At 69.1% G+C, this 13,298-nt stretch carries 11 protein-coding genes; 6 read left to right on the top strand and 5 right to left on the bottom strand.

Annotated features, from left to right (window positions below):
• Positions 1–10: 10 nt before the first annotated feature.
• The 3 genes from D7325_RS18290 to D7325_RS18280 form a co-directional block, all read right to left on the bottom strand.
• Positions 11–1,414: an aminoacyl-tRNA deacylase and HDOD domain-containing protein gene (locus D7325_RS18290; protein WP_120997888.1), complete on the bottom strand. Its 1,404-nt coding sequence runs from the start codon at positions 1,412–1,414 to the stop codon at positions 11–13.
• A 76-nt stretch (positions 1,415–1,490) separates the two neighbouring features.
• On the bottom strand, positions 1,491–3,638 hold the full coding sequence (gene recG / locus D7325_RS18285) for an ATP-dependent DNA helicase RecG (protein WP_281273544.1): 2,148 nt from the start codon (positions 3,636–3,638) through the stop codon (positions 1,491–1,493).
• Positions 3,601–4,512, bottom strand: a complete 912-nt coding sequence (locus tag D7325_RS18280) for a hydrogen peroxide-inducible genes activator (protein ID WP_120997886.1) — start codon at positions 4,510–4,512, stop codon at positions 3,601–3,603. The genes recG and D7325_RS18280 overlap by 38 nt, the downstream gene beginning before the upstream one ends.
• A 114-nt stretch (positions 4,513–4,626) precedes the next feature.
• Between D7325_RS18280 and D7325_RS18275 the strand changes: the two genes are divergently transcribed.
• The 6 genes from D7325_RS18275 (at position 4,627) to D7325_RS18250 (ending at position 10,664) form a co-directional block, all read left to right on the top strand.
• Complete coding sequence (locus D7325_RS18275; protein ID WP_120997885.1) at positions 4,627–5,481, top strand: NAD(P)H-binding protein; 855 nt, start codon at positions 4,627–4,629, stop codon at positions 5,479–5,481.
• Complete coding sequence (locus D7325_RS18270) at positions 5,478–6,278, top strand: helix-turn-helix transcriptional regulator (protein WP_120997884.1); 801 nt, start codon at positions 5,478–5,480, stop codon at positions 6,276–6,278. The genes D7325_RS18275 and D7325_RS18270 overlap by 4 nt, the downstream gene beginning before the upstream one ends.
• Positions 6,279–6,342: 64 nt before the next feature.
• A complete protein-coding gene (locus D7325_RS18265) occupies positions 6,343–6,966 on the top strand; it encodes a LysE family translocator (RefSeq protein WP_120997883.1) in 624 nt (207 codons plus the stop codon).
• 283 nt (positions 6,967–7,249) lie between these two features.
• A complete protein-coding gene (locus tag D7325_RS18260) occupies positions 7,250–8,422 on the top strand; it encodes a zinc-dependent alcohol dehydrogenase (RefSeq protein WP_120997882.1) in 1,173 nt (390 codons plus the stop codon).
• Between the two features lie 11 nt (positions 8,423–8,433).
• Positions 8,434–8,979, top strand: a complete 546-nt coding sequence (locus tag D7325_RS18255) for a transcriptional regulator (protein WP_120997881.1) — start codon at positions 8,434–8,436, stop codon at positions 8,977–8,979.
• A 755-nt stretch (positions 8,980–9,734) separates the two neighbouring features.
• Positions 9,735–10,664 carry an AEC family transporter gene (locus D7325_RS18250; protein ID WP_120997880.1) on the top strand — a complete coding sequence of 310 codons (930 nt, stop codon included), beginning with the start codon at positions 9,735–9,737 and terminating at the stop codon, positions 10,662–10,664.
• Here the strand turns inward: D7325_RS18250 and D7325_RS18245 are convergent.
• Together D7325_RS18245 and D7325_RS18240 are read right to left on the bottom strand one after the other, a co-directional pair.
• A complete protein-coding gene (locus D7325_RS18245; RefSeq protein ID WP_120997879.1) occupies positions 10,661–11,611 on the bottom strand; it encodes a methyltransferase in 951 nt (316 codons plus the stop codon). The genes D7325_RS18250 and D7325_RS18245 overlap by 4 nt on opposite strands.
• 22 nt (positions 11,612–11,633) lie before the next feature.
• The gene (locus D7325_RS18240) at positions 11,634–13,100 is read right to left on the bottom strand and encodes an iron-containing redox enzyme family protein (protein WP_120997878.1); all 1,467 of its coding nucleotides are present in this window, start codon (positions 13,098–13,100) and stop codon (positions 11,634–11,636) included.
• Between the last annotated feature and the right edge of the window lie 198 nt (positions 13,101–13,298).

Here is a 13,298-nt window from a genome sequence, read left to right as displayed (position 1 = left end):
GCGGCGGCGATCAGCCGCCGATCTGGTATTGCGAGGCGAGTTCGCGCAGCGCCGCCTCGGCGTCCAGCACCTTGGCGAGCGCCGCTTCGGCGCGTTCGCGGGGCAGCGACAGGCGATCGAACAGGGCCTGCGGAATCTCTTCCTCCGGGCCCGACCCGATGCCCGCATTGCGCAGCAGGCGCACCGCGAGGCAGACGAGGTTGGCGTAGGCCGCATGTTCGCCGGCGTAGTCCGGGTCCTGCTGGAAGCGCAGGGCGGCGGCCAGCTCCTCCGGCATGCCCCAGTAGCGCATCAGCCAGGCGCCGATCTGTTCGCGGGTGATGCCGAGCAGGTGCTGCTCCACGTGGCTGTGGTCGACGTGCGGGTTGATTTCCAGATGCCGGCAGATCAGCGAGAAGTGCGGCGGAAACACGTGCGCCAGCACCAGGTAGCCGAAGTTGTGCAGCAGGCCGGCGAGGTAGGCGAGGCCGATTTCCGGGCGCTGCTCGCGCGGAATGGCCCGCGCCAGCCCTTCGATCACCGCGGCGGTGTAGATCGCCTGCTGCCAGTAGGGCGTGGCCTGCTGGGGCTTGTCCTTGGGCAGGCTCAGCGTCTTGCCGAGGGCCAGGCCCAGCGCCAGGTTGATCACCAGGTCGAAGCCCAGCACGCGGACGATGGCGTCCTCCACCGAACGGATCTTGCCGGGTGCGGCGTAGTAGGGCGAGGCCGCCCAGCTCACCACCTGTGCGGCCAGCGCCGGGTCGGTCTCGACCACGCCGGTGATGTCCTCGACCGTCGCATCCGGGTTGACCCGCAGCTTGATGATGCGTTGCGCCGATTGCGGCAGCGGTGGAATCTCGATGGTCTCTTCCAGGCGCTGCTGGATGCGCCGCGCGGTGAAGGCCTGCACCGCCTGGGTGATTTCCGCGCGGTCATCGCCCGGGCGGTCCAGGTTCGGGCGGATCTGCGCCAGCGGCTGGGCGAACTGGCCGGCGCTGGCCTTGCTCAGCAGGCTTTTGAAGGCATCGGCGGAGATCTCCACCCAAAGGCCCGGCTGGCCCGACGCCACCAGCAGGCTGCCCTGTTGCAGCAGGTGGTCGTCGTACAGGCAGGGCGCGCTGATCAGCGGCGCCAGCCCCGGTAGAGCGCCATAGCCGTGGCTGTCGAGCATCCGATGCAGCCGCTCGGGCACGACCGCCGACAGGTCCCGGCCGGTCAGCTCGGAGAGCCGTGGCAGGCCCAGCAGCCGGTCCTGGCCGAAGAGCACCAGCAGCGGGCCGATCAGGTCGTCGAGCAGCACCGCCTGCACACGGCGGGCCGCCGGAAACGCATCGGGGGTGGTGTGCAACTGGTAGCTCAGGCCTTGCTTGTCGAGCAGTTGGGCAACGAGGGGCGGCAGCTCGGGGTGTACAGCGCTATCGGTGGCGAGATTCATCGGCGAGGGTCCGGCAGAGACGTGCCGGCAGTATAACCACAGCGCCCGCGGGGGTAGGCAACAACCGGTCGTCCCGTCAGACCTGTCCGTACTGCTGGCCGTGCCGCAGCCAGCGGTGCAGCAGCGGGCTGACGTGGTCCGGCCAGCGCGCCAGCAGCGTCTGCGCCGCGTCGCGCACGGCCGGCAGCAGGTCGGCGTCGCGCATCAGGTCGGCGACCTTGAACTGCAACAGGCCGGTCTGGCGCACGCCGAGCATCTCGCCGGGGCCGCGCAGCTCCAGGTCCTTCTCGGCGATGACGAAGCCGTCGCAGGTTTCGCGCATGATCGCCAGGCGCTCGCGGCCGATTTGCGACAGCGGCGGGTGGTAGAGCAGCACGCAGTGGCTCGCTGCGCTGCCGCGTCCGACGCGCCCGCGCAGCTGGTGCAGCTGGGCCAGGCCGAGGCGCTCGGGGTTCTCGATGATCATCAGGCTGGCGTTGGGCACGTCGACGCCGACCTCGATCACCGTGGTGGCGACCAGCAGTTGCAGCAGGCCCTCCTTGAATTCAGCCATCACCGCCGCCTTCTCGGCCGGCTTCATGCGCCCGTGGATGAGCCCGACGCGCAGCCCGACGAGGGCGGCGGAGAGGTCCTCGTAGGTGCTCTGCGCCGCCTGGCACGTCAGCTCCTCGGACTCCTCGATCAGCGTGCACACCCAGTACGCCTGCCGCCCTTCGGCGCAGGCCGAGCGCACCCGCTCGATCACCTCGAAGCGGCGGCTGTCGGCCACCAGCACGGTATTGACCGGCGTTCGTCCGGGCGGCAGTTCGTCGAGGATGGAAGTGTCGAGGTCGGCGTAGGCGCTCATGGCGAGCGTCCGGGGAATCGGCGTGGCGGTCATGATCAGCTGGTGCGGGCACAGGCGGCCGTCGATGCCTTTCTGCCGCAAGGCAAGGCGCTGCTGGACGCCGAAGCGGTGCTGCTCGTCGATGATCACCAGCGCAAGGCGGGCGAATTTCACCTCGTCCTGGAACAGCGCATGGGTACCGACCACCATCGGGCAACCGCCGGCGATCTTCTCCAGCGCCGTGGCCCGGGCCTTGCCCTTGAGCTTGCCGGCCAGCCAGGCGACCTCGATGCCGAGCGGCTCGAGCCATTTACAGAAGGTCAGGTAGTGCTGTTCGGCGAGGATCTCGGTCGGCGCCATCAGCGCGACCTGATAGCCGGCTTCCAGCGCCTGCAAGGCGGCGAGGGCGGCGACCACCGTCTTGCCGGCGCCGACGTCGCCCTGCACCAGGCGCAGCATGGGCTCGGGTTGCGACAGGTCGTAGGCGATCTCCGCGCCGACCCGCTGCTGCGCGCCGGTCGGCTGGAAACCGAGGTTGATCAGGTACTGCTGCGGCAGGCGCCTGGCGACCGGCAGGCGCGGTGCCTGCTGGCAGCGCACGCTCTCGCGCAGCTTCTGCAGCGAGAGCTGGTGCGTCAGCAGTTCTTCGAAGGCCAGCCGGTGCTGCGCCCAGTGGCGGCCTTCGGCGAGTTCGTCCAGGTCGGCGTCGGCCGGTGGGCGGTGCAGGTAGCGGATGGCGTCGTCCAGTTTGCCGAGCCGGTAGTCGCGGGCCAGCTCGGCCGGTAGCCAGTCCGGCAGGCTGTGCGGGCCGAGCCGCGCCAGCGCCTGGCTGGTGAGCTGGCGCAGGCGCTGTTGAGTCAGCCCTTCGGTGGTCGGGTAGATGGGTGTCAGCGTCTGTTCGACCGGCACGGCCTCGGTGGCGTCCAGCGCGCGGTATTCGGGGTGGTAGATCTCCAGCCCCGAGGCGCCCGGTCGCGCCTCGCCGTAGCAGCGCAACTGGGTGCCGCGCTTGAGGGCGTCCTTCTGCGCCTGGCTGAAGTGGTAGAAGCGCAGGCTCAGCGTGCCGCTGCCGTCCTGCAGCCGTACCAGCAGGCTGCGCCGCCGACCCATGACGACGTCGGCGCCGGCCACCACGCCTTCGATCACCGCGTCCTGCCCCGGTCGCAGGCTGCCGATCGGCACGATGCGGGTGCGGTCCTGGTAGCGCAACGGCAGGTGGAAGAGCACGTCTTGCAGCGTTTCCAGCCCCACCTTGGCGAGTTTCTCGGCCAGGGCGGCGCCCACGCCCTTGAGCGCGGTCACCGGGACGGCGGCCAGCTCGGTCATGCCTGGCGATTCCTGTCGGCGGTCGGCGCGGCGGTCAGTTGGGCTTGCCGACCGAGCACAGGCGGATGGAATCCGACAGCACCTCGATGGCCTTCGGCCTCGGGAAGCTGGCCCGCCAGGCGATGGCGACGGTGCGGTAGGGCGCCGGCGGCGTCAGCGGCCGCACTTCGATCACGCCGGGCGCGTAGTGATGGCTGTCGACCGCCGACAGCGGCAGGATCGACACGCCAAGGCCGGACGCGACCATGTGACGGATGGTTTCCAGTGAGCTGGACTCCACCGTGGTGTGGCTCGATGCTTCGCCGCGGCGGCTGGTGGTCGGGCAGGCCTCGAGCACCTGATCGCGGAAGCAGTGGCCTTCGCCGAGCAGCAGCAGGCTCTTGTCGTTGAGCATCTCGGTGTCGATGGTCTCGCGCTTGGTCCAAGGGTGATCGGCCGGCATCAAGGCGTAGAAGGGCTCGTCGTACAGCGGCTTGGTCAGCACGTCGGCTTCCTGGAACGGCAGCGCGACGATGATCGCGTCCAGCTCGCCGGTGCGCAGCTTGTCGCGCAGTACGTGGGTGAAGTTCTCTTCGATGTAGAGCGGCATGTCCGGCGCCACACGGTGCAGCTGCGGGATCAGGTGCGGAAAGATGTACGGCCCGACGGTATAGATGGCGCCGACCTTCAGCGGTGTGGCCAGCTGGTTCTTGCCGACCTGGGCCAGCTCGCGAATGCTCTGGGCCTGCTCCAGCACCTTCTGCGCCTGGGTGACGATGCCTTCGCCGACCGGCGTCAGGCGCACCGCGCTCTTGCTGCGCTCGAAGATCAGGATGCCAAGCTCGTCCTCGAGCTTCTTGACCCCGACCGAGAGGGTCGGTTGGCTGACGTGGCAGCGCTCGGCCGCGCGGCCGAAGTGCTGTTCCTGGGCGAGGGTGACGATATAGCGCAGTTCGGTCAGGGTCATAGCGTTTATCCATCAGACTGCTGCGAAGCATAGCCCCTGCCGACGCCTGAACCAACCGCGAAGACGATCAGGTTCGGGCTAGACTGCCAGCGCCGAACGAGAGAGGACGTGTCGATGCGAGAAAGCTGTGTGGTGATCGCCGGGTGCGGTGATCTCGGGTGCCGGCTCGGCGAGCGGTTGGCGGCGCAGGGGGCGGTGGTGCACGGGCTGCGCCGCGACGTGTCGCGGTTGCCGAAGTCCATTCGGCCGCTGCCCGGCGACCTGGGTCAGGCGCAGGCCCCGGCGGACTGGCCGCAGCGGGTCGATTTCCTGGTCTATGCCGCGTCCGCCAACCGGCATGACGAGTCCGGCTACCGCGAGGCCTATGTCGAGGGCCTCGAGCATGTGCTCGGCTGGCTCGCGCAGCGTGGTCAGCGGCCACGCCGGCTGCTGTTCGTCTCCAGCACTGGCGTCTACGGCCAGCACGAGGGCGAGTGGGTGGACGAATCGTCGCCGACCGAGCCGCGCGGCTACACCGGCCAGGTGATGCTCGAGGCCGAGCGTCGCGCGCTGGCCAGCGGCCTGCCGGCGACCGTGGTGCGCATGGCCGGGCTGTACCACCCGGATCGGCCCTGGTTGCAGAACCAGGTGCGCGAGGGGTTGCAGGTCGACCGCGATCCGCCGCAATACGCCAACCGCATCCACCGCGACGACGCGGCCAGCCTGCTGGCCTTTCTGCTGCAGGCCGAGATCAGCGGCCAGGCGCTCGACGATTGCTACCTGGGCGTGGATGACGACCCGGCACCGCTGGCGGAGGTGGTCGACTGGCTGCGCGAGCGCCTCGGCGTCACCCACTGGTCCGAGCAGCGGATGACCCGCCGCGCCGGCAGCAAGCGGTGCAGCAACGCGCGCGCGCGGGCGCTGGGCTGGGCGCCGGCGTATCCGAGCTACCGCGACGGCTATGCCGCACTGGGCGAGCCGTTCGCGTGAACGCCAACCGGCTGCTGGCGCGCCCCTGGCTGCCGGGCGTCGAGCTGTTCCATGCCGACTTTTCCGGCCAGCCCTTCGGCCGCCACAGCCATGACGCCTTCGCCATCGGCGCGATCCTGCACGGCGTGGGCGGCTACCAGTGCCGCGGCGCACGGCATGCGCTACCGGCCGGCACGCTGTCGCTGATGAACCCGCAGGAGCCGCACACCGGCCACGCCGAGTCGCCGCGGCTGGTCTATCGCATGCTGTACATCGAAGAGTCGCGCCTGCCCACGCTGCTCGGCCGCAAGCAACTGCCCCGCGGCTTCCGCGAGCTGAACCCCGCGGACGATGGCGCCGTGGCTGCCGGCCTTGCCGGGCTGGCGCGCGAATTCGAACGACACGATCCGCTGAGTCTGGAAAGCCGGCTGCTTGAGCTGCTGGAGCAGGTCTTCGTGCGACATGGCGGGTTGCGGCCGATGGCGGCGGCGCGCCGCGATGGCAGTACCGTGGCGGCGGTGCGTGAGCACCTTGAGGCGCACTATGCCGAGGCGATCAGCCTGCAAACCCTCGGCGAACAGTTCCAGCGTCATCCGCGGCACCTGATCGACGCCTTCCGCCAGGCCTACGGCGTGCCGCCACACACCTGGCTGTTGCAGCGCCGCGTGCGCGAGGCCAAGCGCCGCCTGCTCGATGACGAGCCGCTGACCGACGTCGCCCTTGGCCTGGGCTTCTACGACCAGGCGCATTTCACCACGACCTTCCGCCGCTTCACGGGCGTGACGCCCGGCCAGTTCCGCCTGACCGCCCGGGCCTGAGTTTCTTGCAAGACGGCTGCTCGCCAAGCCCTGCACGCTGGCCTCCCCGTTGAAGGAGGTGGTCATGGTCGGGCTGTTCCTGCTGGTTGCCGGCACCCACGCGGCGGCGCTGCTGTCGCCGGGGCCGGACTTCTTTCTGCTGATCCGCGCTGCGCTGATAGACGGACGCCGTCACGCCGACGGCTGCGCGGCTGGCATCGCGCTGGCCAACCTGCTGTCGATGATCCTCGTGCTGCTGGCGCTGGCCGCCCTGCCGCAAAGCAACGGCTGGCTGTGGCGTGGTTTGCAAATGGTGGGCGGCGCCTACTTCATGTGGCTCGGCTGCCAGGCGCTTCTGGCGCGGCGTTCGCTGGACTTGCCCGATGCCGAACGCGGGCATGGTGGGCGTTGGCTGCGCGGCTTCGGTCAGGGCCTGATCGCCAGCAGCCTCAATCCCAAGCTGCCGTTGTTCTACGCCGGGCTGTTCGGCGTGCTGCGCGAGGCGGACATGCCCGGCTGGGGACTCGGCCTCGCGATGGGCTGGATGACGGCCGTGGTGCTCGGCTGGGACATGGCGCTCGTCCGCCTGCTCGGCCACGCCCGCTGGCGCGGCTGGCTCCGGCGCCGCGTGCGGCTGCTCGACCGGCTCTGCGGCGCGCTCTTGCTGATCCTCGGTGGCTGGCTGCTGGTCACCGGTGTGCTGAGTTGATGTTCCAGCGACCGACGTGTCCGACAGCAGGGTGGATTCAGGCCCGCAGCGAACAATCCACCGGTGTCCTGCGCCGTGCACCGCTCGGTGCATTGCTGCGCGAATGCACCCTACGGGGATGCGTTCGATCGACGAAGGAGGTACAGCCCGTCGGCCCGCCGGCAACTCTCGCGGATGGGCGTTTACTAAAAATCGACACACGCCGCGGCAGGTCAGGCGAGGAGCGATAGCGAGGCGAAGGGAAATCACGGCGGCGTACCGGACACCCGACCAGGAGATTTCCATGAGAGCGCTACGCTGGCACGGCAAGCACGACATCCGCTGCGACAACCACGTCCCCGACCCGACCATCGAAGACGGCCGCGACGCCATCATCAAGGTCAGCTCCTGTGCCATCTGCGGCTCCGACCTGCACCTCTACGACGGTTTCATGCCCGGCATGCAGCACGGCGACATCGTCGGCCACGAATTCATGGGCGAGGTGATGGAGGTCGGCAAGGACAACAAGAAGCTCAAGGTCGGCGACCGCGTGGTGGTGCCGTTCACCATCGTCTGCGGCGAGTGCGACCAGTGCCGGCGTGGCAATTTCTCGGTGTGCGAGCGTACCAACCGCAACAAGGACATCGCCGACAAGGTCTTCGGCCACACCACCGCCGGCCTCTACGGCTACACCCACCTCACCGGCGGCTATGCCGGCGGACAGGCCGAATACGTTCGCGTGCCCTACGCCGACGTCGGCCCGGTGGTGATCCCCGACGGGCTGACCGACGACCAGGTGCTGTTCCTTGGCGACATCCTGCCCACCGGCTGGCAGGCCGCCGCTCAGTGCGACATTCAGCCGACCGACACCGTGGCCATCTGGGGCGCCGGCCCGGTCGGCCAGTTCGCCATCCGCAGCGCCGTGCTGATGGGCGCCGAGCAGGTGATCTGCATCGACAACGTGCCCGAGCGCCTGTCGATGGCGCGTGCCGGCGGGGCGATCACCATCAACTTCGACGAAGAGAGCGTCATCCACCGCTTGCAGGAGCTGACGCGCGGCAAGGGGCCGGAGAAGTGCATCGACGCGGTCGGCATGGAGTCCCATGCGGCGCGCTCGATCGACTCGATGTATGACCGCGCCAAGCAGGCGCTCTTCATGGAGACCGATCGCCCGCACGTGCTGCGCGAGATGATCTACGTCTGTCGTCCGGCCGGCATCCTGTCCATTCCCGGCGTCTACGGCGGCCTGCTGGACAAGATTCCCTTCGGCGCGGCGATGAACAAGGGCCTGACCTTCCGCATGGGCCAGACCCACGTCAACCGCTGGACCGACGACCTGCTCAACCGCATTCAGGACGGGCAGATCGACCCGACCTTCGTCATCACCCACAAGGTCAGCCTCGAAGAAGGACCGGACATGTACAAGGTCTTCCGCGAGAAACACGACGGCTGCATCAAAGTCGTGCTCAAGCCCTGAGGAGAAGCGTCATGCACACCCCCCGATTGGAATACCAGGACTATCGCGTCAACCATGACGCACGCAAGCTGGCCCGTAGCCTGGGCTGGTTCAGCATCGGTCTGGGACTGGCCGAGCTGCTCATGCCCGGCAAGCTGGCACGCGCCGTCGGCATGGAAGACAACGAAGGCCTGATCCGCCTCTACGGCCTGCGCGAGATCGGCACCGGCGTCGGCCTGCTGATGACCGACAACCCCGAGCCCTGGGTCTATGGCCGGGTGGTCGGCGACTCGCTCGACCTCGCCACCCTGGGCGTCGGCATGCAGCGCGGCGACAACCCGGTCGGCGCCGCCATCGCCGCGACCGCGGTGGCGGGCGTCACCGTGCTGGACCTCGCCTGCGCACGCGGCCTGGGCGAAGAACACCACCCCGTCACCCTCTACGACTACAGCGACCGCAGCGGCTTCCCCGAGCCGCCCGAGCGCATGCGCGGCCGCGCCGCCTACGGCAGCATCGACCGGCTGCCCCAGGTGCACGGCGCCGACGCGGCGGACCGGGAGACCGAAACCAGGCATTGAGGCGGGCTGGCCCACCACCGCACGGCACCGCCTCGGTGGCGGCCTTTCGGCGCGGTGAGCCGATCGCCAGCAAGCTGGCTCCTACAGGAAGCACCACGGTGTCGGCTTTTCGTAGGAGCGAGCTTGCTCGCGAAGCGGGCGAGACAGCGGGAACCATAGGGTGCATTCGCGAAGCAATGCACCGGTTTCCCCGTGGCGCGGCCCACGGCGGATTGTTCGCTGCGCGCCTGAATCCGCCCAACGGTTTCGGCCTTTCCCCACGGTGAGCTGATCGCCAGCAAGCTGGCTCCTACAGGAAGCACCGCGGTGTCGGCTTTTCGTAGGAGCGAGCTTGCTCGCGAAGCGGCGGGGGCGGCGGGAACCGTAGGGTGCATTCGCGAAGCAATGCACCGGTTTCCCCGTGGCGCGGCCCCCGGCGGATTGTTCGCTACGCGCCTGAATCCGCCCTACGGTCTCGGCCTTTCGCCACGGTGAGCTGATCGCGAGCAAGCTCGCTCCTACGAGCGTGTGCATGGCCGAAGCCAAGCATTGGCCCACGCCGGGCGGGCACGGCTCACCGAGCGCTCGGCAACGGCTTGCTTTCTGTAGGAGCGAGCTTGCTCGCGAACCCCGGCGCGTCCGAGGGCCGTAGGGTCCGTTCGCCAAGGCATCGGTCCGCGGTGCGGCGTTGCGCTGCCTCGCGTGCCTTTTGTTAAGGTTGGCGGCCCTTTCGCCCATCGGGGCCGGCCGTCTGGCGGCGCGTGCCTGTGGTGTCCATGTCTTCGATCGTCAATGTCGTCCTGCCCATCTTCGCGCTGATCCTGCTGGGTTACCTGTGCCGTCGCATCGATCGGCTCGGGCCGACGGCGGCCTCGGAGATCAACCGCTTCGTTGTCTGGCTGGCGCTGCCGTCGCTGCTGTTCACCGCCACGGCGACGGCGAGCTGGGAACAGATCTGGCACCCCGGCTTCGTGCTGTCGTTCAGTGTCGGCTGCCTCGCGGTGTTCGCGGCGACGCTCGCCTACCGCATGACGCAGGGTCGGTCGCTGGTCGATGCCAGCCTCGACGCCCTGTCCGCCTCCTACGCCAACACCGGCTACATGGGCATTCCGCTGTGCGTGCTGATCTTCGGCGAGGAAGGGCTGGAGCCGGCGCTGGTCGCGAGCCTCCTGGTGGTGTGCGTGCTGTTCGCGCTGTCGATCGCCTGTGTCGAGGCGGGCTTGCACCGCGATCAGCCGCTCGGACAGGCGTTGCGCAAGGCCGGCGGCGCGCTGATTCGCCATCCTCTGGTGGTCTCACCGCTGTTGGGCGTGCTCTGGGCGCTGACCGGCGTGCCGCTGCCGGCGCCACTGGCGCAGCTGCTCGATTGGCTCGGCGCGGCCACCGCGCCGGCAGCGCTGGTCTCGCTCGGGCTGTTCCTCGCGCAGCCGCAGACCGGCCGCAGCGACGGCGTCTGGCCAATCGTGGCGATCAAGCTGCTGGTGCAGCCGCTGGTGACCTGGCTGCTGGCGTTCGTGGTGTTCGACCTGCCGCCGCTGTGGGCGTACTCCGCGCTGCTGCTCTCGGCGCTGCCGACCGGCACCGGCCCCTTCATGCTCGCCGAGTTCTACCGGCGCGAGGCGGCGCTGGTGTCGCGGGTCATCCTCTACTCGACGCTCGTCTCGCTGCTGACGCTTTCGGCCGGCCTTTACCTGCTCGACCTCTAGCGGACGGCCGGGCGAGTAACCTCCAGCACCACCGCGGCGATGCGATCGCACTCGGTATAGGCGCCGTCGAGCAGCTCCTCGCCGAACACGTCCGGGTCCAGCTCGCGGTACTGCCAGGCCAGGCCGCGCCCTTCGAGCCGCTGGGTGATCTCTGTCAGGAAGGGATCGCGGTTGTTCTGCATCGCCACGCCGGTGTAGAGCAGCAGGGTGCCGCCCGGGCTCAGCCGTGGCAGCGCCGCCTCGACGATGCGCAGCGACAGCCCGGCGCCCAGCGGCCCGCCGCCATGCCGGTAGGCGCGCTCGCTCGGGTCAATCAGATAGGGCGGGTTGGCGATGATCAGGTCGAATTCGCCCGGCGCCTGATCCAGCAGGTCGCTGTGGCGCGCCTCCAGCCGTACGCCGGCCAGCTCGGCGTTGAGTCGGGTCAGGCGCAGCGCGGCGGGGTTGATGTCGACCGCCAGCACTTCGGCTTCGGGACATTCGCGGGCGATCAGCACGGCGCCGGCACCCGAGCCGCTGCCGATGTCCACCGCGCGCTGTACGCCAGCGCCGTGACGGGCGAGCCAGTCGCGCAGGGCATTGGCGTAACGGTAGGTATCGGGGCCGAAGAACACCGCGTCCGGCGCATCGGTCGGGAAGGCCGAATGCCAGAACAGCTCGCCGGCCAGGCTCGAGAGCCGCAGCGCGCTCTGCCAGTGATCATTGTTCTTCGGCTCGAGGATGCCGGCCGTGGCCATTAGCGCCATGGTCTGCGCGGGCAGCAGGTCAGCGGCGAAGGGCCGGCTCCAGCCGAATACACCGACCGCGTCCTCCGCCCGACGGTTCTGCGGGCGGCTGTTGACGCGGGAGTGGGTCATCGGGGTCGGGGTGATGAAGCGATAACCCTGCTGGCGCAGGGTCCTGGCGAGTTCCAGCAGCGCGTGATCCTGCGCGTCCGTGTCGGTCATGTCGGCGTCCGTCGGGTTGTTGTCAGTGCAGCAGGCGGGTGTAGATGCGGGTGGCCATCAGGCCGACCGGCGTGTGGTGATGGGCCGGCGACAGCAGCGGCACCAGCCGGCGCATCTTCTCGGCACGTGTCGGCAGGGCCGCCAGCTCGCGCTCGAGCAGGCGAAGTTCCTGGTCGAAGTCGCTATGCGGACGGGGCAGTCGCTGGTTGCCTTCGTCCGGCGTCGAGGTGTCGGCGCGGCTGTCGAGCAACCGCCGGCGCCCGTGAAACGCCGGCTGGCGCTGGGGCAGCGGGGCACCGCGTCGCGCGGCACCGTCCGGCTCGCCGGGCTGCCAGTCGCCGGCGATCCAGTCGTAGATCAGTTGCTGCTCCTGCGCGCTGAACACGCCGAACATCTCGGCCTGCTCGCCCTGGATCAGCTGCCAGAAGCGGCTGTCCTGCGGGTCCTGGTTGCGCTTGATCCAGCCGCGCTGTTCGAGCGTGGCGACGAATTCCGGCAGCCGGCCCGGCTCGGCCAGCCACTGGTTGACGCTGCGGCCGGCGAAGCGGATGTAATCGGAGTGGACGAACTGGCCGACCGCGCGCTTGCGCTCCAGCACCTTGAGCACTTCGTGTCCGGCGTCGAAAGCGTGGATCACCGACAGGGTGCTGGCGCCCAGCTCGTTGAGGCGGTAACCGTCGGCCACGCGCCGCAGGAACGCAGCCTGGTCGCCGACCTGCGGCAGCGCGGCCAGCAGCGCCTGCACGGCCTTCTTCGCATGCCCGGTATCGGCGTTGTCGACCGTGACGTGCAGGGTGAAGTAGTAGGGGTCGATGCCCAGCTCGGTCAGTTCGTAGCTGCTGATCAACAGGTGCAGCGGCAACTGCTCGTAACCGAGGTTGAAGCCGATGATCTCGGGCAGATAACGCTCGGCGTTCAGGCCCAGCGCCAGCTGGATGGCGCCCTGCACGAAGTGCTCGTCGTCCAGCCCGGCCCAGTCTTCGCAGCCCTCGCTGGCCAGCAGCTTGCGGTAGAGCACGACGTGGTTCTTCTCGGGCACGCCTTCGCCGAGCTCTTCCAGGTAGGTCTGGATCAGCTCGCCGAAGCGCGGGTCGTCCCAGCGCTCGACCAGCCCGAAGAGCCAGGCACCGTCGACCAGCTTGGTCGGCGCCACGCCACGCAGAAAGTGCAGCGCGTGGGCCTTGCTGCCGAAGTAGCGGCGCGGTGCGCCCTGGCGACGGGCTTCGAGGTACTGCTGATACTGCTGGCCGACCCGTTCGGTGTGGCGGGTGGCCCAGGGCAGCAGGTCGTTCGGGTCATGCGGCAGGTCGCAGGCGAGGCCCGCGGAGGCTTCCAGCTGGCTGTCGAGGTAGGCGGCAGCGCGAGCGATCGCCGCGGCGTCGGGTTTCGGGGCGAGCAGCGCGAAATACAGATCGCGCGACGGGGACGAGGTCGCGGCAGCGGCGGGGCGAAGCGGCTGCGACAGGGTACTGGCAGAAGTCACGGGCATGATCGACATCGTTGTCAGGGACACAGGTCCGATATCGATTCGGCCCGTGGGACGGCCTATTAGTTCGACCGCCCGTCGGGTCTGCCATCGGTCGAATGGTCGGCAAATGAGCGCAACTTATGGCGATGTGAGGGCTTCCTACCCGTAACGGCGGCTCGCGTCGGTCGCCCTCTCATCCCATTCTGGAAGGAGAACAGC

Origin of the sequence: Stutzerimonas urumqiensis (assembly GCF_003640395.1) — a bacterium.
Classification (GTDB): domain Bacteria; phylum Pseudomonadota; class Gammaproteobacteria; order Pseudomonadales; family Pseudomonadaceae; genus Stutzerimonas; species Stutzerimonas urumqiensis.
The sequence above is the reverse complement of the archived record's forward strand: the minus strand, read 5'-3'. Positions and strand labels throughout refer to the sequence as shown.